Origin of the sequence: Micromonospora sp. LH3U1, from assembly GCF_028475105.1 — a bacterium.
Classification (GTDB): Bacteria; Actinomycetota; Actinomycetes; order Mycobacteriales; family Micromonosporaceae; genus Micromonospora.
This window is the reverse complement of sequence record NZ_CP116936.1, coordinates 6,662,379-6,682,559: the sequence shown is the minus strand read 5'-3', so window position 1 is coordinate 6,682,559 and position 20,181 is coordinate 6,662,379. Positions and strand designations below refer to the sequence as shown.

Below are 20,181 nucleotides of genomic sequence, written 5' to 3'. Positions count from 1 at the left end.
TCGGATGCCGTCACCGACAACCCGGAGCGAGTCTGCTGTGCACCGCTGTCGATCCGCTCTCAGATCACTATCGCCTGGCTGCGGCGATCTGTGACCGCCGGACTACCCTGCTGGAAGTTGCACCACTGATGCGGGGGAGTAGATGCGGTTCGGGATCCTGGGGCCCCTGCGGGTCGGCGGTGGCGAGTCCACTGTCACGGCAGGACGCGACCGGATCGTGCTCGCCATGCTGCTGTTACGGGCCGGCCGGCTCGTGCCGGTCGACGAGCTGATCGACGCGCTGTGGGAGGAGCGTCCCCCGGCCACCGCCCGGGCACAGTTGCAGACCTGCGTGTCGCGGTTACGCCGCCGGCTCGCCGAACTCGGGCTGGCACCGGAGATCATCGTCACCGACCCGGCGGGGTACGGCGTCCGCACCGCGCCGACCGATCTGGACGCCGAGGACTTCGCCCGGGGCGTGGAGGCGGCCCGTGCCGCCGTCGCGGCCGGTCGCCTGGTCGAGGCGCGTACGGAGTTCCGCGCTGCCCTGGCGCTCTGGCGAGGGCCGGCGCTCGGCGGAATCCCGAGCCGCAGCGTCCGCCGTCGCGCGCAGGCCCTCGACGAGCAGCGCCTCACCGCGCTGGAGGAGTGCGTCGACGTCGAGCTGCGCCTCGGTCAGGCCCCTGAGCTGATCGAGGAGCTGGTCGAAAGTGTCGACCAGCATCCGCTGCGGGAGCGTCTGCGCGGCCAGCTGATGCTGGCCCTGACCTCGGTCGGTCGGCAGGCCGACGCGCTCGCGGTCTACCGCGAGGGCCGGCGGATCTACGCCGACGAGCTGGGCATCGAACCGGGCGTCGAGTTGCAGGGGCTGCACCAACGGGTGCTCGCCGGTGACCTGGCCCTGGTCGGTCGGGAGACCCGACCCGTCGGCCCGGTCCGTTCGCTGCCCCGGGCGATCGGTGACTTCATCGGTCGGCAGGAGACGGTGGCCCGCCTGGTCAAGGAAATCGAGGAGGACGGCACCCGGATCCAGGTGGTCGACGGAATGCCCGGGAGCGGCAAGACCACGCTCGCCGTGCACGTCGCCACCGCACTCGCCGACCGTTATCCCGACGCCCAGCTCTTCATCGACCTGCACGGGCACAGCGAACGTCGACCGTTGACGCCGAGCACGGCCGTGGCGGCGCTGCTGCGCCAGCTCGGTGTGCCGGCGGAGCGGATGCCGGAGAACCTGGACGACCGGCTGGCGCTCTGGCGGATCGAGCTGGCCGGCCTGCGGGCCCTGGTGGTGCTGGACAACGCGGCCACCGCCGACCAGGTGGGACCGCTGCTGCCCAACGGCTCGCACTGCCTGGTCCTGATCACCAGTCGGCGCCGACTGGTCGGGCTCGACGAGGGCCGGCCGTCGTCGCTGCCGGTGCTCGACGCCGACGAGGCGATCGAGCTGCTCGGCCGGGTGGCCGGCGTGGAGAGGATCGTCGCGGAACCGGAGGCGGCGGCCGAGGTGGCGCGTCGCTGCGGCCACCTGCCGCTCGCCATCCGGCTGGCCGGCGCACGCCTGGCGCACCGGCCTAGCTGGCGGGTCGCCGACCTCGCCGAGCGCATGGTCGCCGGGGCGGGCCCGCTGGCCGAGCTGGCCGCCGGGCAGCGCTCGGTGGGGCAGGCGTTCGCCCTGTCGTACGAGCAGGTCTCGCCGTCGGCGCAGCGGCTGTTTCCGATGCTCGGCCTGTACCCGGGCGGACGTCTGGACAGTCGGGTGGCCGCCGCACTCGCCGGGCTGCCGCTGGCCGACACCCAGGAACTCCTCGACGAGCTGGTCGACGCGCACATGGTGGAGGAGGTGCAGCCGAGCCGGTACCGGTTGCACGACCTGCTCCGCGAGTACGCCCGGCTGCTGCTCGTTGGTCCGGAGCGGCAAGCCGAGCGCCGTGCCGCCCTGGAGCGGATGCTGGACCACCACCTGTCCGTCACGTTGGCGATCGCCCGGATGATCGAGGCGGCGGGCAGTCGCCGCAACATTCCCGCGGACGCGCCCGGCCGCCCCGATCTGATCGCCGCCCCGGTGTTCGAGGGGCGGGCATGGTTCGAGGAGAACCACGCCGGGCTCACCGCCCTGGTCCGGCTGGCCGAGGAGGAGGGCTTCCCGGTTCAGTGCTGGAAGCTGGCTCGGGCCAGCTGGCGGCTCAACTTCGATGGCGGACACCTCGACGAGCTGGTCGAGACCCACACGATCGGGCTTCGAGTCGCCGAGCGGCTGGGCGACGAGGCGGCCATCGCCACGATGCTGAACTACCTCTCGTCGGCATACTTCCGGCTGGCCCGATTCCCGGAGGCGATCAGGGCGATGGAGGTGGCGCTCACGTTGCGCCGTCGGCTCGGGCTGCGCGGCGATGTGCTCAGCACGCTGTGGAACCTGGGCATCTCGTACGCCGCGAACGGTGACCTTCGGCAGGGTGAGGCGAAGTTCGACGAGGCACTCGGCCTGGTACGGGGCATGGCCGACGTCGATGCAATGACCAATCTGTTGAACAACCTGTCCTACACGTTGATCGGCTGGGGCCGGTACGACGAGGCGCTGCGCCTGGCCAGACTGCACCTCCTGCTGGGCCGGCAGACGAAGGACGGCCGGCAGGTCAACAATGCCATAGGGCACCTCGCCATGGTCCGACACCGGATGGGTGACCTGGGTCCCGCCCGCCGTCTGCTGCGGGTCGCGCTGTACCTCAAACGCCGAGGAGGCAATCGATTCGGCGAGGGGGAGGTGCTCAACGAGATCGGCGTGATGGAGCGCGTCGCCGGACAGCCGGAACGTGCCGCCGCCCTGCATCGGGAAGCGCTGGTGGCGATGGTGGATGCGGGCGACCGGATCGGTCAGTGCGCCTCCCGCAACCTGTTGGCCAGGGCGATCCTGGAGCAGGGCGATGCCGCGAGCGCTCTCGACCTGCACCGCCGGGTGCTCGCCGACGCCAGCCGGCTGGGTGCCCGCTACGAGCAGGCCCGGGCGTTGGAGGGCGTCGCCCGCTGCGTACGGGCCGCTGATCCGACGGCGGCCCGCGCACACCTGGATCAGGCGCTGTTCCTGTTCCGGCAGGTCGAGTCGCCAGACCAGCACGAGGTGGAACGCCTGCTCGCCGAGTTGGGCTGACGGATCATCTGCGAGTCGGCCACGGGCGCGGCAGGATGGTACGCGTGACGACTCCAGAGGCGACCGGTTACCGCATCGAACGCGACTCGATGGGCGAGGTGGAGGTGCCCGCCGAGGCGCTGTGGCGGGCCCAGACCCAGCGTGCGGTGCAGAATTTTCCGATTTCCGGCCGGGGCCTCGAGCCCGCCCAGATCAAGGCCCTCGCACAGATCAAGGGCGCGGCAGCCGAGGTCAACGGCGAGCTGGGCGTGATCGACGCCAACGTGGCCGCCGCCATCGCCGCCGCGGCCGCACATGTGGCCGACGGCGGCTACGACGACCAGTTCCCGGTGGACGTGTTCCAGACCGGCTCGGGCACCTCGTCGAACATGAACACCAACGAGGTGATCGCCACCCTGGCCACCAGGGAGTTGGGCCAGGACGTGCACCCGAACGACCACGTCAACGCCTCCCAGTCCAGCAACGACATCTTCCCGTCCTCGATCCACCTGGCCGCCACCCAGTTCATCGTCGAGGACCTGCTGCCGTCGCTGGCCCACCTGGCGGCGGCGCTGGAGGCCAAGGCTGCGGAGTTCGAGACGGTGGTCAAGGCCGGGCGTACCCACCTGATGGACGCCACCCCGGTCACGCTGGGCCAGGAGTTCGGTGGGTACGCCGCCCAGGTCCGCTACGGCGTGGACCGGTTGGAGGGCGCACTGCCCCGACTGGCCGAGCTGCCACTGGGCGGCACCGCCGTGGGCACCGGGATCAACACCCCGCTCGGCTTCGCCGCCGCCGTGATCGGCAAGCTGCGCGAGTCGACCGGGCTGCCGCTGTCCGAGGCGCGCAACCACTTCGAGGCGCAGGGCGCCCGGGACGCGCTGGTGGAGACCTCGGGGCAGCTTCGTACCGTGGCGGTCGGCCTTTACAAGATCGCGAATGACATCCGCTGGATGGGTTCCGGTCCCCGTGCCGGGCTACGCGAGCTGCGCATTCCCGACCTGCAGCCCGGCTCGTCGATCATGCCGGGCAAGGTCAACCCGGTGGTCGCCGAGGCGATGCGGCAGGTCTGCGCCCAGGTGATCGGCAACGACGCGACCGTCGGTTTCGCCGGCTCGCAGGGCGACTTCGAGCTGAACGTGATGCTCCCCGTGATGGGTCGCAACCTGTTGGAGTCGATCCGGCTGCTCTCCGCGGTGAGCCGGCTGTTCGCCGACCGGCTGGTGGTCGGCCTGGTCGCGGACGCCGAGGTCTGCCTGGCGTACGCCGAGGGCTCGCCGTCGATCGTCACCCCGCTCAACCGCTACCTGGGGTACGACGAGGCCGCGTCGATCGCCAAGGAGGCGCTGGCCAAGCAGACCTCCATCCGGGAGGTGGTGATCTCCCGGGGCCACGTCGATTCCGGCAAGCTCACCGAGACCCAACTGGACGAAACCCTCGACCTACTCCGAATGACCCACCCCTGACGCGGGGTCGCCGCGCGGTGCCGCCCAGCCGAGGAAGCGAGCGAAGAGCGCGGCGGGGTCCGGGCCGTCGTGCGGGTTGAGCCGGTACAGGTCGGCGGCCGCGTCGTGCAGGACCGTGCACAGGTAGATGCTCAACGCGATCCGGTCGTGCGCGTACTCCTGGTGCAGGGTCAGCCGGGCGACCGGGCACGGCCAGGGCGCGGCGCAGACCCGGCAGAGCCAGAGCGGACGCAGTGGCAGGTGCGGTCGCCGTAGCGGCCTGGTCCGGTCGTCCGGGGCGCTCCGGGTCATCCGACGGCCTTCCTTTGGAGCTGAATCGTTTGCGGCATCACCACCCCCGTTCGCCCCGGCGGTGGGACCGCCCGGCCGGGGGAGCGGGCGGTCCCGTACGGCGCCGACAAACCCGGGGGACGGGGAGCGGTTCCGCACTTCACAGTCTGGTGATCAGACGACTACGGTCGGAAGGGTTTGGCCGCGTCGTCGTAGCCGCCCTGTTTCGGGTGGCGACGCCGCTGGCGGCCGGCTGGAGTTGATCGTCGGTGGGGTGGAGGGCGGCAGGGCATGGCCGATGGGCAGATGACGGCGGCGGCGTTCCTGATCGCGGAGCTGCGCAGGGCACGGGTTCGGCGGGGCTGGAGTCAGGACGAGCTGGCCAAGGCGGTCAACTACTCGGCGTCGATGGTCAGCGCCGTCGAGCTGGGCCAGCAACCGCCCACCGGCAAGTACCTGGAACTCGTCGACCGCGCCCTGGACACCGGCGGCCTATTCGGCCGCATGTCCACCGAACTGGTCAGCCTGGACCGGGCGCAGCCCTGGCTGCGCGGCTGGCAGGCGATCCTTGAGCAGGCCCGAACGGTCCGGTGGTACGAGCCCCGCTACGTGCCCGGGCTCTTCCAGACCGAGGCCTATGCGCGTGCGGTCTTCGAGGCCGGTGGCCTGCTCGACTCCGACGAGGTCGATCGGCGAGTGACCGACCGGATGAACCGTCAGGAAGTGCTGCACAGCGAGCGTTCCCCGCACATTGTTGCGGTGCTGGACGAGGCGGTGCTGCGACGACGGGTTGGTGGGCGGAAGGTGATGTGCGAACAGGCGCTGCACCTAGTAAGCATCGCCACCGGGCACCCGCGGGTCCGACTGCATGTGGTGCCGAGATCCGCCGAGGAGTACCCGGGGCTTGGTGGGCAATTTGCGCTCGCTGCTCTGCCCGACGGCACGGAGCTTGCCTACCTGGACAGTCAGGTTCGGGGCCAGGAGCTGGACCAGCCCGTGGATCTGGCGCGGTTGCAGCGGGTCTGGGAGGCTACTTTGGGCGAAGCCCTGCCCCCGCAGGCTTCCATCGAGTTGATGAACGAGGTGGCCGAGTCGTGGAGTTGACCGACGCTCGCTGGCGCAAGAGCAGCCGCAGTAACCAGGATGCCAATTGCGTCGAGGTGGCTACGAACCTGGGGGACGTGGTCGGGGTGCGAGACAGCAAGGACCCGGACGGACCCGTGCTCGCCGTCGACGCGTACTCCTGGCGGCTCTTCGTGGTCGCGCCCCCGCGCTGACGCGACCGCCTTGCGGGCGGCGGCGGCCCCGGGTAAACGGCTCGACGGTGTCGTCGGGCGGCGGGATGATCCGGCCATGGGTGGGAATGACGCGGCGCTGCCTCCGGGGACTGAGCGGTTGCGGTTGCGGCGGCTGACCATGGCCGACGTGGATGCGCTGGTCGAGCTGGACAGCGATCCCGAGGTGATGCGGTTCCTCACTGGTGGCGTCGCCACCCCGCCGGCCACGGTCCGCGACGAGCAGTTGCCGAGGCTGCTGGCGCAGTACGACCGGCATCCAGGGTTGGGTCGTTGGGCGGCGGTCGACCCGCAGACGAGTGGATTCGTGGGCTGGTTCGCGCTCGACCCGTCGGCGGACGGCACCGAAGCCGAGTTGGGCTACCGGCTGCGCCGCTCGGCGTGGGGGCACGGCCTGGCGACCGAGGGGTCCACTGCGCTGGTCCGGTACGCCTTCGACACCGTGGGCGTACGCCGGGTCTGGGCCGAGACGATGACGGTCAACGAACGCTCCCGGCGGGTGCTGGAGAAGGCCGGGCTGCACTACGTGCGTACGTTCCACCTGCAGTGGGACGATCCGATCCCCGGCACCGAGCACGGCGAGGTGGAGTACGAGCTGCGGGCCGAGGAGTGGGCAGCCGTCGGTCAGGAGCGGCCGGCCGCCCGGCGGGCACGGTAGGCGGTCACCGCGGCGCGGTTACCGCAGCCGGCTTCGCAGAACCGCCGGGACCGGTTGCGGGAAAGATCGACGACCACGTTGTCGCAGTCCGGGTATTCGCAGATTCGCAACCGGGTCAGCTCGCCCGCACGGACCAGGTCGGCCATCGCCATGGCCGCCTCCACCGCGATCCGGGTGGCCAGCGGCGCGTCGCGGGGAACGGCGTGCAGGTGGTACGGCTCGTCGTCGTGCTCGATGAGCTGGGGCAGCGCCCGGTGCTCCAGCAGCAGGCCGTTGACCACCGCGACGATCTCGGGCGGCTCCGCGTACCAGATGCGGCGCAGCCGGGGCCGCAACTCCCGGACGGCGCGCAACTCGGCGTCGGTGTGCTCGTGCCGACCGGTGTAGGCGTGCCGGAGGAAGAACGCGTCCAGCGCGGCGATGTCGGGCAGCAACTCGCCGTCCCGACCCGCGGTGTTGACCAGCGCGGCGGCGGCGATCAGCGAACATTCGGTGTCATGAGCGAATAGCAACTTGACTCCTGTCACAGAGGCCGCCTAGCGTCATCAGCACAAGGATAGTTTGCTCATGACACGGTGCCACCCCGAGGAGCGCGACATGCACTCACGACCTGCCGCCGGCGCCGCGTTGGCGCTGCTCTCCGCAGTCACCTTCGCCACCTCGGGCACCTTCGCGCGATCGCTCATCGAGGGCGGCTGGTCGGCCGGGTCCGCGGTTATCGCCCGGGTCGGCGTGGCCGCCCTGGTGCTGGCGATCCCCGCCCTGCTGTCGCTGCGGGGCAGGTGGCAGGTGCTGCGGAGCAACGCCGCCGCCATCGGGTTGTTCGGGCTCCTCGGGGTGGCGCTGGCCCAGGTCTGCTTCTTCAACGCCGTGCGCTACCTGCCGGTCGGTGTCGCGCTGCTGCTGGAGTACCTGGGCATCATCCTCGTCGTGGGCTGGATGTGGCTGCGGCACGGGCAGCGTCCGCGCCGGCTCACCGTGGCCGGGTCGGTGGCCGCCCTGGCCGGGTTGGCGTTCGTGCTCGACCTCGCCGGCACCGCCGACTTCCACCCGGTGGGCGTGCTCTGGGGTCTCGGCGCGGCATTCGGCCTGGCCGGCTACTTCGTGCTCGCTGGGCGGGTCGATCCTCGGCTTCCCTCGGTCGCCATGGCCAGCGGCGGAATGGCCGTCGGTGCCGCCCTGCTGCTTCTCGTCGGGCTGACCGGTCTGTTGCCGCTGCACGCCACCTTCGGCGAGGTCACCTTCGCCGGGCAGCGCACCAGTTGGCTGTTGCCCATCGCCGGGCTCTCGCTGGTGGCCGCCGTCATCGCGTACCTGGCCGGTATCGCCGGCACCCGGATCCTCGGCCCCCGGCTGTCGTCGTTCGTCGGGCTGACCGAGGTGCTCTTCGCGGTGCTGATCGCCTGGCTGATCCTGGACGAGTTGCCCACCGGCTGGCAGCTGTTCGGCGGCACGTTGATCATCGCTGGGGTCGCGCTGGTGCGCCTCGACGAGCTGCGCGGGTCGCCGTCGGGGTCCGCGCCGGTCTCACCCGAGCCCGCGCTGGTGCTCGACGGTAGATGAGCGTGCTGGTGCTCGACGGTCGACGGTCGTGCTGGTGCTCGACGGTAGATGAGACAGTGGGCACCGTGCTGACCACCGTGGTGTTCGACGCGGACGAGACCCTGCTGGATCTGCGTCCGGCGGTCACCGGCGGACTGGTGGCGGTCCTCGACGAGATGCGGCGGCGCACCCCGGCGGCGGCCCGGGTGACGCTTGCCGAGCTGGAATCGGACTGGGGTGCGGTCTTCGGTGAGCTGAGGGCCGCTCCGGTGGCAGAGATCCGCCGCGCCGCGCTGGCCCGGTCGCTGGCCCGCGCCGGGCTGGACGACCACCTGGACGAGGTCGCGGCCCTCTTCTTCGCTCGCCGGTTCGCCCTCACCCGACCGTTCCCGGACGTGCCACCGGCGCTGGCCACGCTGCGCGAACGGTACACCCTGGGCTTCGCCACCAACGGCAACAGCCGGGCCGAACGGTGCGGGCTCGCCGGCGAGTTCGCCTTCGAGGTGTACGCGCACGAGAACGGCCTGCCCAAGAAACCGGCCCCGGAGTTCTACGCCGCGGTGGTCGCGGCGGCCGGGGTGCCGGCCAGGCAGATCGTGTACGTCGGTGACTCGTGGGAGCACGACGTGGTGGCACCCCAACGGGCCGGGCTGCGATCGGTGTGGTTGAACCGGCACGACCAACCTCGCCCGGTCGGGTGCACACCCGATGCCGAAGTGTCCAGCATGGCCGATCTGCCGGCCGCGCTCGCCCAGCTGCGCATCGATGCGGGTGTTGTACCCGTCGAACTGGGTGGATGAACGAGAGATTCACCGCCATAACGGGCGTTCATCTGGCGTAAACCCGCATGGTGTTGTGTGATGGCTGCCACGTCCCTCAACGAGAGGATCTGATGTGGTGAGCAAGCGCTTCACCGCCCGTGCCGTCGCGACCGCGGCAGTGCTGGCACTTACGGCTTCGGGGCTGGGCATACCGGCCAGCGCCGCGCCAAGCACCTCCCGCACCTTCACCGTCGTTGCCGAGGACGGCGTCGCCGCCGACACGGCGGTCGCCGCGATCCGGGCAGCCGGCGGCACGGTGGTGTCCCGGTCCGACGAGGTCGGCATGTTCCAGGTCACCAGTGACCGGGCGGACTTCGCCGCCAGGGCTACCGCCGCGCCGACCTTGATCGGCGCAGCCGAGCAGAAGGCCATCGGCCGCAAGCCGAAGCTGGACCGGGTCGAGCAGGAGCACCTGATGGCCGCTGCCGGTGCTGCTGCTAGTGGCGCCGCCAAGAAGGGCGCCAAGCTGGACCCGCTCGACGACAAGCTCTGGGGCCTGGAGATGATCCGGGCCGACAAGGCCCGCAAGATCGAGCCGGGTGACCGTCGCGTGACCGTCGGCGTACTGGACACCGGCGTCGACGCCAGCAACCCGGACATCGCGCCGAACTTCAACTGGGCGCTGTCGCGCAACTTCGCGCCGGACCTGACCGACGTGGACGGCCCCTGCGAGGTGCCGAGCTGCCTCGACCCGGTCGGCACCGACGACGGCGGGCACGGCACCCACGTGGCCGGCACCATCGGCGCCGCGGCCAACGGCTTCGGCCTCTCCGGTGTTGCCCCGAACGTCTCGCTGGTCGAGCTCAAGGGTGGCCAGGACTCCGGCTACTTCTTCCTCGACCCGGTGGTCAACGCCCTGGTCTACGCCGGCCGAACCGGGATCGACGTGGTCAACATGTCGTTCTACGTCGACCCGTGGCTCTACAACTGCACCGCCAACCCCGCTGACGCGCCTGAGGACCAGGCCGAGCAGCGGGCCATCATCAAGGCGATGAAGCGGGCGCTGGTCTTCGCCCACAACAAGGGCGTCACCCTGGTCGGTGCGCTCGGCAACGGCAACGAGGACCTGGGTGCACCCCGGACCGACGTGTCGAGCCCGGACTACGGCGCCGACCCGTACCCCCGGCCGATCGACAACGAGAGCTGCTGGGACCTGCCCACCGAGGGCCCGCACGTGATCGGTGTGTCGTCGGTCGGTCCGTCCGGCAAGAAGTCGGACTTCTCCAACTACGGCACCGAGCAGATCTCGGTCGCAGCCCCGGGCGGTTGGTTCCGGGACGGCTTCGGCACCGACACGTTCCGGACCGACGCCAACATGATCCTCTCCTCGTACCCGAAGCATGTGCTTCAGGAGGAGGGCTCGGTCGACGCCGACGGCAACATCGTCGCCGGCTTCGAGGAATCGGTGTTCAAGCAGTGCAAGGCCAACGGTGAGTGTGGCTACTACACCTACCTGCAGGGCACCTCGATGGCGTCCCCGCACGCCGCTGGCGTCGCCGCGCTGATCGTCAGCCGGTACGGCAAGCCGGAGCGTCGGGGTGGCTTCGGGATGTCGCCGGACCTGGTCGAGCAGCACCTCTACCGGACGGCGGCCGAGCACGCCTGCCCGGAGCCGCGGCTGCAGCAGTACCGCAATGAGGGCCGGGACGAGACCTACGACGCCTACTGCGCCGGTGGGGTCAACTTCAACGGCTTCTACGGCTACGGGATCGTCGACGCCTACTCGGCGGTGAAGACCCCGCTCAAGCCGAACGCCCGCCCGTAAGGCATCTCCTCGGGGCCCGGTCGACAATCGTCGACCGGGCCCCGCTGGCGTCCCAGGCTGTTCTGGCGTCCCAGGCTGTTCTGGCGTCCCAGGCTGTTCTGGCGTCCCAGGCTGTTCTGGCGTCCCAGGCTGTTCTGGCGTCCCGGGCTGTTCTGGTGTCCCGGGTCCTGCTGGAGTCCCTGGCCCTGCTGGCGTGCGCCGGGTCGTGCGCGGCGGGGACCCCGGCGATGATCGACTCGGGTTCCTTGATGGCGGGGTGTCACCGGCCGGTGGAAAGCGCGGTTTCCAGGAACGCGAGATGATCCTGGTCGGGTGGAAGGTCACCGCCGCCATCCCCGGCTGACCAGCGCTGCGCGCACCTCGCGGAGCACCGCCGGGAAGTCGGCGTGCAGCCGTCGACTGGTCACATGCAGGACCAGCCAACCCGCGCCGACCAGCAGATTCAGCCGGCGGCGATCGCGGTGCAGTTGTTCTGCGTCGGAGTGCCACTGCCCGTTGTACTCGACCGCAACCCGATATTCCGGCCACGCCAGGTCGGGGTGCAGGACAACGCCGTTGGCCAGGCGTACCGGATGTTGAACGACGGGACGTGGCAACCCGCCGAGCACCAGCCGTACGCGGAGGTGTGACTCCGGCGGAGACTGGGCTCCGCCATCGGTCAGGTCGAAGAGCCACCGCGCCCGCCGCCCACCGGGCCGGTCGGCATTGCGGGCGGCCATGGCGGCCAGTGTGTCGCGATCGGTCAACCCCTGCCCGAGCAGCGAGTCGACGATGGCGACTGCGCGTACCGGTTCGAGCCAGACTGCCGTTTCCCAGGCGGCCTGCCCAGGGTCGGATCGAGGGATCGGACTGCCCGGGTCCCAGATGGGGCCGGGCGTGAAGGCCGCCACCCGCGCGTCGCCCGGTCTGGCCGCCGCCATGCCGCCGGCTCTGGCCGACGCCGCGCCCACCCGGGGAAGTTGCCGTGTCGAGCTTGGTGGCTTTCCGACGGCCGGCGGGCGCCCCGGTCCCGGTAGGCGCCCTGCTTCACGTGGTCGCGCTACGTCCGGCGGTCGCCCCGCGCCTGGTGGATGTCCCCCGCCTGGTGGACGTCGCATGTTCGGTGGTCGGCCAGCGTTCGGTGGACGCCTTGAGATCGTTGAGGTCCCGACGCGCTCCGGCGTCTCGACGTCGAACAGCGAGGTGATGGCGTTGGCGTGCACGCGGAGGCCGCGCTGTGGGCCGATTCGCAACGGTCGGGGCACGAGGACGTGAACGTCATCGGTGAAGGCCGCGGCGTGCTCGACACCGTGCAGGTACGCGGCCGACGGACCCCCGATCACCACCCCGGGTGGTAGCCGGAGGAGGGCGGCGCGACAGGTCAGGGTGTGGTCCCGGTCGAGCCGTGCGTCGGCGTAGATGTCGTGGCGCAGTCGCACCCAGGCGGCGCTGCGCAGCTGATGCTCGGTGAGCAGGCCATCCCGGACAGCATCGGAGCCGCGGAAGACCTGCCACGCCAGGGCGTCGGGGCGGTGCGGACGTGGTGGCATGCCCAGCAGCCTGCCGACCACCCATCGACCGCCGATACCCCTGTGGACAACCTGACCCGCGCGCGCCGTCCGACCCTGTGGACAACGGCGAGTCCGTTCGCCGATCGTGGTATGGCCCGGGCGACCGATTGATCAGGTCCGTCAGGCGGTGATCCACTCGCGTTCTTGGAAGGCGGGCGGTCGGCGGCATTGGGATACCGCGATATCCGTGATCCCGAGTTGATCAGATCGCGATTGGGGCCGGTGGCGGCTGCCAGGGATCAGGTGAGGGCGGCGGTGATGGCGGTGGCGGCGGCCAGCACCTGGGGGCCGATCGTGTCGACGTCCAGCGGTGCGAGAGCGACCACGCCGACGCTGGCCTCCAGGCCAGGCACGCCGAGCACCGGCGCGGCCACCCCGTACGCCCCGGCCTGCAACTCCCCGCTACTGCTTACCGGCTCCGCCACCCCGGCCCGACCGGCCAGGATGGCCCGGCCCGCCGCCCCCAGGTCCAGCGCATGTCGTGCCCCGGCCCGGTACGCGACGTGGAACGACGTCCAGCTCGGCTCGACCACGGCCAGGGCGACGCCCTCGCCGCCCTCGACGACGGTCAGATGCGCTGTCGCGCCGGCCTGCTCAGCGAGGCGGCGTAGCGCGGGCAGCGCGCCCTCGGCGAGCAACGGCTGGGCGCGTCGGGCCAGGTGCAACAACCCGGCGCCGAGGCGCAGCCGGCCGTCGCCGTCGCGGCGCAGCATGCCGTGCCCGGTCAGCGGGCCGACAAGTCGGTAGACGGCGGCCCGGCCGATGCCGAGCCGGTTCGCGGCCTCGGTGACGGTCAGACCACCCGAGGCGTCGGCGACCAGGTGCAGCAGCCGTAACCCCCGGTCGAGGGTCTGCGACGTCTCCCCACCCCGCCCAACGACCGCGTCGGCCTGCCCCGCAACCGCGTCAGCCCGCCCAGCGACCGCGTCGGCCTGCCCTACGAGCGCGTCGGCGGGGGCGCTGGGGCTGGCCGGCGTCTCACCGGAGCGTGCGGTCACATCCACGCCTGGCAGCGTACGACCCGGCACCGGCGGACTCGGACAGGCACGGACAGCTACCCTTGTACGGTGACGCTACGCCTGTATGACACCGCCACCCGATCGGTGCGGGACTTCGTCCCGCGGGAAGCCGGCAAGGTGGGGGTCTACCTGTGTGGTCTCACCCTTCAGTCCCCGCCGCACATTGGCCACCTTCGTTCCGGCGTCAACTATGACGTGCTGCGCCGCTGGTTGTTGGCCGCCGGCTACGAGGTCACCTTCATTCGCAACCTGACCGACATCGACGACAAGATCCTCGTCAAGGCGGGCGAACAGGGTCGGCCGTTCTGGTCGATCGCGTACGCCAATGAGCTGCTCCTCGCCGAGTCGTACCGGGCGTTGAACGTGCTGTCGCCCACCTATGAGCCGCGCGCCACGGGGCACATCCCGGAGATGCACGAGCTGATCATGAAGTTGATCGCCGACGGGCACGCGTACCCGGCCGCCGACGGCTCCGGCGACGTCTACTTCGACGTGGCGTCCTGGCCGGCGTACGGGTCGCTGTCGGGTCAATCCCCGGACGCGATGCAGTCGGCCGGGGATGCCCCCGACCGGGGCAAGCGGGACCCGCGCGACTTCGCCCTCTGGAAGGGCGCCAAACCGGACGAGCCGGCCGACGCCTACTGGCCGTCGCCGTGGGGGTTGGGCCGTCCGGGCTGGCACATCGAGTGCTCGGCGATGTGCTGGCGGTATCTCGGCCCGGAGTTCGACATCCACGGCGGCGGACTGGACCTGACGTTCCCGCACCACGAGAACGAGATCGCCCAGTCCCAGGCGGCCGGGCTTCCGTTCGCCCGTTACTGGGTGCACCACGGGCTGCTCAGCATCGGCGGGGCCAAGATGGGCAAGTCCGCGGGCAACGCGCTTGACCTGGCGTACGTGGACTCGCTCGGAGTGCGGCCGGTGGAGCTGCGTTACTACTACGCAGCCGCGCACTACCGCTCGGTGATCGACTACTCGGAGGATTCGCTCCGCGACGCGGCGACCGCGTACCGCCGGATCGAGGGTTTCGTGCAGCGGGCGGCCGAGCGGGTCGGTGCCGGGCAGCTCGCTGAGCTGCCGAGTGGTTTCGTCGCGGCGATGAACGACGACCTCAACACGTCCGCCGCGCTGGCCGTGCTGCAACAGCACCTCCGGGACGGCAACACCGCATTGAGCATCGGCGACGATGTGACCGTCCGCACCACCCTGGCCGTGGTGCGGGCAATGCTGGATATCCTCGGGATCGACCCCCTCAGCCCGGCCTGGACCGGCGGCGGTCGCTCGGACGATCTACGTGCCGTGGTGGACTCCCTGATCGCGCTGGCCCTGGAGCAGCGCGCGCAGGCCCGGGGCCGCAAGGACTGGGCCGCCGCCGACGCGGTACGTGACCAGCTCAAGCTGGCCGGCGTGGTGGTCGAGGACACCCCCCAGGGCCCCCGTTGGACTATTGGAGAGCAGGACTGATGGCCGGCAACTCGCAGCGCCGTGGCCGGCGACTGACGTCGAAGGCAAGCGCCCCCAAGGGCACCGGCGGCAAGAACAAGGACTCGCTGGCTGGGCGGGGACGCACCCTGCCCGCCGATGAGCGGCCGTGGCACAAGGGTTACTCGGGCACTGAGAAGCTGCCCCAGCGCACCGCCTGGAAGCAGGACAAGGAGCGCCGCGCGGCGACCGAGGAGGGGCGCGCTCCGAAGATCGGTCAGCCGGGCAGCAAGGACACCACCTGGGGCAGGGGCGGCGGTCGGGGCGTACCGGTCGGCCGGGGTGCCACCGGCGGCCGGGGCGGCAAGCCCACCGCGCGGTCCGGCCCCCGGGTCTCGCCGGGGCGCAAGTCCAACCCGAGCAAGGACACCCCGGAGCTGTTGGTCGGGCGCAACCCCGTGGTGGAGGCCCTGCGCGCCCTGGTGCCGGCGACGGCGCTCTACGTCGCCCAGGGCATCGACATGGACGACCGGATCAACGAGATAATCCGGACCGCCGCCGACCGTGGCATCGCCAACCTGGAGATCAGCCGGGCCGAGCTGGACCGGATGACCGGCGGGGTGCTCCACCAGGGCGTTGGGCTGCAGGTGCCGCCATTCGCCTACCAGGCGTTCGAGGACATGGTCGCCGCTGCACTGGAGCAGCAGGCCCCGCTGCTGGTCGCGCTGGACGGTGTCACCGACCCGCGCAACCTGGGTGCCGTGATCCGGTCGGCCGCCGCGTTCGGCGCGCAGGGTGTCTTCGTACCCGAGCGGCGTGCCGCTGGAATCACCGCAACCGCCTGGCGGACCAGTGCCGGCGCGGCCGCGCGGGTGCCCGTGGCGCAGGTGACCAACCTGACCCGCTCGCTGAAGGCGTGCCGGGACGCCGGCTTCATGGTGGTCGGCCTGGACGCCGACGGCGACACCGACCTCTACGACCTGGAGGCCGCGGTCGGTCCGCTGGTGGTGGTGGTCGGTTCCGAGGGGCGCGGGCTTTCCCGCCTGGTCGGGGAGACCTGCGACCTGACCGTCAGCATTCCGATGATCTCTGAGGTCGAGTCGCTCAACGCCAGCGTGGCCGCCGCGGTCACCCTGGCCGAGGTCGCCCGCCGGCGCGCTGCCGAACTGTAAGAACGACCCGTCACCGAGGCCCCATCCCGCCAACCGCGGGATGGGGCCTCGTCGCTAGATCTGACGGGTCCACGCGACGAAGAGCAGCGCCCCGGCAAGCGCGATCAGCAGCACCGTCGGGATCAACCAGTACGGACTCCGCTCCCCGTCCAGACGTCGGGTCAGCCGCTGGTGCACGGCGGCGATGCCGATCAGTGCGGCCAGCCCGGCGGCGGACAGCGGCAGGCCGACGAGGAAGTGCGCCAGCCACGCGCCGGCCCGGGTCGGACCACCCCAGGAATGGACGTACGGCCCGGAGTCCACCACGCCGTACAGGACGCCGCGCAGCAGCATCAGCAGTTGGACGCCGAGCGGCAGCAGGGCCACGGCACCAAGGAGCAGGCTGAGCAGCGCGTGGCCGAGCACCGCGACCGTGCCGGGCTGCCGGCCGGGCGCCGGTGTCGGTGGCATTCCGAGCAGCCCGGTACGCAGGGACCGCCAGCGGGTGATTGCGGCTCCGGCTCCGCCCAGCGGGGCGGTCATCAGCGCGAGGAGGGCGACCGGGATGAGAGTCGCGCAGTAGGCCAGGCTGCGGCCGGCCAGGCGGATCGCCCGGTACGACCGGGAACGCACGGCCGGGTGCTGAGCAGCGGAGTGGGCGAGATCGGTGGGCACGGCGTCTCCTCAGGTTCGGGTCGCCGTGACGGTACGAGTCCGGCCCGCCGTGCCGAGTCAGCCCACAGAGCCACATCCGCGCTGGCTCCGCAGGGTGGGAAGCCACCGCCGGTACGACGAAAGGGCGGCCCGCCGAAGCGGACCGCCCCTGTCGGTACGGCGTTACGTCAGATCCGGCTGCCGGTGGCGGCGTGGAAGACGTGGCTGCGACCGGCACTCGGCCGGACGAACACGGTGTCACCCATGTTCGGCATGTTGCGCCGGTCGGTGCGGACGACGAAGCGCTCCGAGGTGCCACCCAGTGCGGCGTGGCCGTAGACGTTGGCGTCCGAGCCGAGGTCCTCGACGAGCTCGACCACGACGGGCATGCCGCCCTCGGTCGGGCTGACCAGGTCGCAGTCCTCCGGGCGGAAGCCCACGGTGACCTTGCCGTCGCCACCCTCGGCGCGAGCCGCCTCAACCTGCTCCCGGGTCAGCGGGATGTGCAGCTCGGCGAACTCGGCGCCCTTGTCGTTCAGCGGAACGGTCTTGATGTTCATGGCGGGAGAGCCCATGAAGCCGGCGACGAACACGTTGGCCGGGGTGTCGTAGAGCGCCCGCGGGGTGTCCACCTGCTGCAGGACACCGTCGAGCAGCACCGCGACCCGGTGACCCATGGTCATGGCCTCGACCTGGTCGTGCGTGACGTAGACCGTGGTGACGCCCAGCTTGGCCTGCAGGGACGCGATCTGGGTACGGGTCTGCACACGCAGCTTGGCGTCGAGGTTCGACAGCGGCTCGTCCATGAGGAAGACCTGCGGCTCGCGGACGATCGCCCGGCCCATCGCGACACGCTGACGCTGACCACCGGAGAGCGCCTTCGGCTTACGGCCCAGGTACTCCTCCAACTGGAGCAGCGCGGCCGCCTCCTTGACCCGCCGGTCGATCTCCGACTTGGAGGTCTTGCGCAGCTTGAGGGCGAACGCCATGTTCTCGTACACCGTCATGTGCGGGTAGAGGGCGTAGTTCTGGAAGACCATCGCGATGTCGCGGGCCTTCGGAGGAAGGTGGGTGACGTCACGCTGGTCGATGTAGATCGAGCCGGCGTCGACGTCCTCCAGGCCGGCGAGCATCCGCAGGCTGGTGGACTTGCCGCAACCGGAGGGACCGACCAGGACGAGGAACTCGCCGTCGCCGATCTCGAGGTCGAGCTCGTTGACGGCGGGACGCTCTTGGCCCGGGTAGACCCGGGACGCCTTGGAGTAAGTGACCGTAGCCATGGTGAAGCGCTTCCTTTCACCGGCAGGAACGTGCCGGACGATCCGAGTGAAGGAGCGACCGGCACGTATCCGCACCGGTCAGCGGACGACGGCTCGGTCGCAGGGCGCCGGGCTGTCGTCCGTGTCACTGAACCGTAAACGGGTTTCCCCGCGCTGCCAAGGCAGGGAGGCGCTGAACGTGGCGCGCGGCCTACGCATTCCGGTCACTCCGGCACGCTCGGCCATCAATCGACGCGCGGCCAAGCGACGTGAAGGCGTACGGGCGTCGGGTTGTTGACGTTTCCCGTGCTCGGGAGGCCTCGCGAGCGGGATATCCGGACGTCAGTCGCTATGCTGGCCTCGACGCACGCGCCCCTGTAGCTCAGCTGGCCAGAGCACTCGCCTTGTAAGCGAGATGTCGCCGGTTCGATCCCGGCCGGGGGCTCCAATTCCACCAGGCTTTCCCCGACCGGCACCGCCGCGAGCTGACCGGTTGACAGCAACGGCACCACGAGAGCTTTCCGTCGAGGTTGGCGTGAGCGTAGACCTTGAGCGTGGTCTTCACGTCGGCGTGCCGGGCGATGGCCTGGACGACGAGGGCCATCCCGCCTGCCGGCGACCTGGGCGAGCCGAGCAGACCACCGTCCGGCCCGCCAGCGTCCGTACGTGCGTCAAGCCACCACGGGACCGATTGCCGCGACGTCACTGCGGTGTCCGGGTGGCCGGAACCCCGTGTGGGCAGTCGACGGGCACGGGGGTGATCTCGCGGGGCCCACTGGTCTCCCGGCGAACGTCGAAGCGCACGCAGATGTTGTAGTACACCTCGTCGCCGGCCAGCCAGCCCTCAGACGCGCGGCCCACCATCATTACCTCTAGCGTGGCCAGCAGACCCACCCCACGCTCGTCCGGATCGTGGACCGAGGAGGTGAGCCGCTCGCCTCCGGTTTCGGCGACAAGCCGGTTGAGTACGGACTGGTTGCTTTTCCAGCCCTTAAGACCGAGTGAGTCGGTCGCCCATGGCTCGGTTTCGTGGGCGACCTGTTCGGCCCTCTCCAAGACCCAATCCCGAGCCCTGTCGTGGCCCGAGGGGGCGCATCCAGCGGAAGGCAGCAGGACGAGGCAAGCCAGCAGCGCGCGGACGCCTGTCCACCCCCAGCGAGCCGGATCGAGCACCCGTCGACTGTCGATGTGTCGCGACATGATGCCAGAACATCCCCGATCCCGTCGTCGCGCATCCGTCCGGGTACTCAGCGCGGGCCCTGAGTGACGACCGTCAGCGGCGCTGCTGCGGCTGCCGTGAGTTGTAGCCTGGGCGTGGCAATGAGCGGAGCGGAACGGGGGCCGATGAGTCGCGCGGTGGAGGAGTCGAACCGGGCGATGCTGCGTGCCCGGGACGCGATGGACCGGGCGTACGCCGAATCCTTGGACATCCCCGCGCTGGCCCGGATCGCGCACGTCTCCGAGGCGCACTTCATTCGTACTTTCCGGGCCACGTTCGGTGAGACCCCGCACCGCTACCTGCAACGGCGTCGGGTCGAGCGGGCGATGGCGTTGCTGGTGGAGACCGGCCGGGACGTGACGGACATCTGCTACGCCGTCGGCTTTGGCAGCCTGGGTACGTTCAGCCGGACGTTCCGGCAGATCGTCGGCGAGTCGCCCTCGGATTTCCGGCGTCATCGTGTCGCGCCGGCCAATGTGCCGTCGTGCTTCACGAAGGCGTGGACCCGACCCAGCAGTTTTGGATAAGCAGCAGGTCACGGTCGACCTCTAGCGTCATGGGCATGACGATGAACGCGATCACCCGCTCCCAGATCTACGTGCTCGACCAGGACGAGGCGCTTGACTTCTACGTCAACAAGCTCGGCATGGAGGTCAACACCGACCAGGATCTCGGCTTCATGCGTTGGCTGACGGTCAACCTGCCCGGCGACCCGGAGCGGGAGATCCTGCTGGAGAAGCCGGGCCCGCCGGCGCTGGACCCGGCCACCGCCGCGCAGGTCCGGGAGTTGCTCACCAAGGGTGCCCTCAGCGGCTGGTTGAGCATCACCACGGAGGACGCCCGCAAGACGTACGAGGATCTCGTGGCGAAGGGCGTCGAGATCACCGACGAGCCGACCGAGCGGCCGTACGGGATCGATTTCGGCATCCGGGACCCGTTCGGTAACCGGATCCGCATCGGCCAGATGTTCCCGCGGGCGTAGGGGCG

Annotated in this window: 20 protein-coding genes and 1 tRNA gene; 14 read left to right on the top strand and 7 right to left on the bottom strand. The window is 70.6% G+C overall.

Features of this window, described 5'->3' with window-relative positions; translation table 11 throughout:
* Positions 1-142: 142 nt before the first annotated feature.
* Together PCA76_RS30665 and PCA76_RS30660 are read left to right on the top strand one after the other, a co-directional pair.
* The gene (locus tag PCA76_RS30665) at positions 143-3,124 is read left to right on the top strand and encodes an AfsR/SARP family transcriptional regulator (RefSeq protein ID WP_272613924.1); all 2,982 of its coding nucleotides are present in this window, start codon (positions 143-145) and stop codon (positions 3,122-3,124) included.
* 35 nt (positions 3,125-3,159) lie between these two features.
* On the top strand, positions 3,160-4,569 hold the full coding sequence (locus tag PCA76_RS30660) for a class II fumarate hydratase (protein ID WP_272613923.1): 1,410 nt from the start codon (positions 3,160-3,162) through the stop codon (positions 4,567-4,569).
* Here the strand turns inward: PCA76_RS30660 and PCA76_RS30655 are convergent.
* Positions 4,546-4,860, bottom strand: coding sequence for a hypothetical protein (locus PCA76_RS30655; protein WP_272613922.1), 315 nt, complete (start codon positions 4,858-4,860; stop codon positions 4,546-4,548). The two genes, PCA76_RS30660 and PCA76_RS30655, sit on opposite strands and share 24 nt — an antisense overlap.
* A 270-nt stretch (positions 4,861-5,130) precedes the next feature.
* Between PCA76_RS30655 and PCA76_RS30650 the strand changes: the two genes are divergently transcribed.
* The 3 genes from PCA76_RS30650 (at position 5,131) to PCA76_RS30640 (ending at position 6,792) form a co-directional block, all read left to right on the top strand.
* Positions 5,131-5,943, top strand: coding sequence for a helix-turn-helix domain-containing protein (locus PCA76_RS30650; protein WP_272613921.1), 813 nt, complete (start codon positions 5,131-5,133; stop codon positions 5,941-5,943).
* Positions 5,934-6,116 (top strand): DUF397 domain-containing protein, encoded by a 183-nt coding sequence (locus tag PCA76_RS30645; RefSeq protein ID WP_272613919.1) that lies wholly within the window; start codon positions 5,934-5,936, stop codon positions 6,114-6,116. The genes PCA76_RS30650 and PCA76_RS30645 overlap by 10 nt, the downstream gene beginning before the upstream one ends.
* Positions 6,117-6,192: 76 nt before the next feature.
* Positions 6,193-6,792, top strand: coding sequence for a GNAT family N-acetyltransferase (locus PCA76_RS30640; protein WP_272613918.1), 600 nt, complete (start codon positions 6,193-6,195; stop codon positions 6,790-6,792).
* On the opposite strand, the gene PCA76_RS30635 is transcribed toward PCA76_RS30640, so the two are convergent.
* Complete coding sequence (locus tag PCA76_RS30635; RefSeq protein ID WP_272619745.1) at positions 6,759-7,304, bottom strand: CGNR zinc finger domain-containing protein; 546 nt, start codon at positions 7,302-7,304, stop codon at positions 6,759-6,761. The two genes, PCA76_RS30640 and PCA76_RS30635, sit on opposite strands and share 34 nt — an antisense overlap.
* 85 nt (positions 7,305-7,389) lie before the next feature.
* Here PCA76_RS30635 and PCA76_RS30630 point away from each other — a divergent pair, with 85 nt between their 5' ends.
* The 3 genes from PCA76_RS30630 to PCA76_RS30620 all read left to right on the top strand — a co-directional run bounded on the left by PCA76_RS30630 (position 7,390) and on the right by PCA76_RS30620 (position 10,920).
* The gene (locus PCA76_RS30630; RefSeq protein ID WP_272613917.1) at positions 7,390-8,355 is read left to right on the top strand and encodes an EamA family transporter; all 966 of its coding nucleotides are present in this window, start codon (positions 7,390-7,392) and stop codon (positions 8,353-8,355) included.
* 65 nt (positions 8,356-8,420) lie between these two features.
* Positions 8,421-9,134, top strand: coding sequence for an HAD family hydrolase (locus PCA76_RS30625; RefSeq protein WP_272619743.1), 714 nt, complete (start codon positions 8,421-8,423; stop codon positions 9,132-9,134).
* 97 nt (positions 9,135-9,231) lie between these two features.
* Positions 9,232-10,920: a S8 family serine peptidase gene (locus PCA76_RS30620; protein WP_272613915.1), complete on the top strand. Its 1,689-nt coding sequence runs from the start codon at positions 9,232-9,234 to the stop codon at positions 10,918-10,920.
* Positions 10,921-11,240: 320 nt separating this feature from the next.
* Here PCA76_RS30620 and PCA76_RS30615 read toward each other — a convergent pair whose 3' ends face one another.
* A complete protein-coding gene (locus PCA76_RS30615) occupies positions 11,241-11,840 on the bottom strand; it encodes an endonuclease domain-containing protein (protein WP_272613914.1) in 600 nt (199 codons plus the stop codon).
* A gap of 447 nt (positions 11,841-12,287) precedes the next feature.
* On the opposite strand from PCA76_RS30615, the gene PCA76_RS30610 reads away from it, so the two are divergent.
* Complete coding sequence (locus tag PCA76_RS30610) at positions 12,288-12,581, top strand: hypothetical protein (RefSeq protein ID WP_272613913.1); 294 nt, start codon at positions 12,288-12,290, stop codon at positions 12,579-12,581.
* 128 nt (positions 12,582-12,709) lie between these two features.
* Here PCA76_RS30610 and PCA76_RS30605 read toward each other — a convergent pair whose 3' ends face one another.
* Positions 12,710-13,474, bottom strand: coding sequence for an IclR family transcriptional regulator (locus PCA76_RS30605; RefSeq protein WP_272613911.1), 765 nt, complete (start codon positions 13,472-13,474; stop codon positions 12,710-12,712).
* A gap of 63 nt (positions 13,475-13,537) precedes the next feature.
* Between PCA76_RS30605 and cysS the strand changes: the two genes are divergently transcribed.
* Both cysS and rlmB read left to right on the top strand, forming a co-directional pair.
* Positions 13,538-14,953, top strand: a complete 1,416-nt coding sequence (cysS, locus tag PCA76_RS30600; RefSeq protein ID WP_272613909.1) for a cysteine--tRNA ligase — start codon at positions 13,538-13,540, stop codon at positions 14,951-14,953.
* Positions 14,953-16,083 (top strand): 23S rRNA (guanosine(2251)-2'-O)-methyltransferase RlmB, encoded by a 1,131-nt coding sequence (rlmB, locus tag PCA76_RS30595; RefSeq protein WP_272613908.1) that lies wholly within the window; start codon positions 14,953-14,955, stop codon positions 16,081-16,083. Before cysS ends, rlmB begins: the two co-directional genes overlap by 1 nt.
* Before the next feature lie 54 nt (positions 16,084-16,137).
* Here rlmB and PCA76_RS30590 read toward each other — a convergent pair whose 3' ends face one another.
* A complete protein-coding gene (locus tag PCA76_RS30590) occupies positions 16,138-16,737 on the bottom strand; it encodes a hypothetical protein (RefSeq protein ID WP_272613907.1) in 600 nt (199 codons plus the stop codon).
* A gap of 167 nt (positions 16,738-16,904) precedes the next feature.
* Entirely contained in the window at positions 16,905-17,996 is a 1,092-nt protein-coding gene (locus PCA76_RS30585) for an ABC transporter ATP-binding protein (RefSeq protein WP_272613906.1), read from the bottom strand.
* 350 nt (positions 17,997-18,346) lie between these two features.
* On the opposite strand from PCA76_RS30585, the gene PCA76_RS30580 reads away from it, so the two are divergent.
* Positions 18,347-18,423: transfer RNA gene (locus PCA76_RS30580), tRNA-Thr, on the top strand.
* 254 nt (positions 18,424-18,677) lie between these two features.
* Here PCA76_RS30580 and PCA76_RS30575 read toward each other — a convergent pair.
* Positions 18,678-19,031 carry a hypothetical protein gene (locus PCA76_RS30575; protein WP_272613905.1) on the bottom strand — a complete coding sequence of 118 codons (354 nt, stop codon included), beginning with the start codon at positions 19,029-19,031 and terminating at the stop codon, positions 18,678-18,680.
* A 264-nt stretch (positions 19,032-19,295) separates the two neighbouring features.
* Between PCA76_RS30575 and PCA76_RS30570 the strand changes: the two genes are divergently transcribed.
* Both PCA76_RS30570 and PCA76_RS30565 read left to right on the top strand, forming a co-directional pair.
* Entirely contained in the window at positions 19,296-19,721 is a 426-nt protein-coding gene (locus PCA76_RS30570) for a helix-turn-helix domain-containing protein (protein ID WP_442930175.1), read from the top strand.
* A 35-nt stretch (positions 19,722-19,756) separates the two neighbouring features.
* Positions 19,757-20,176 carry a VOC family protein gene (locus tag PCA76_RS30565; RefSeq protein ID WP_272613904.1) on the top strand — a complete coding sequence of 140 codons (420 nt, stop codon included), beginning with the start codon at positions 19,757-19,759 and terminating at the stop codon, positions 20,174-20,176.
* The last annotated feature ends 5 nt before the right edge of the window (positions 20,177-20,181 follow it).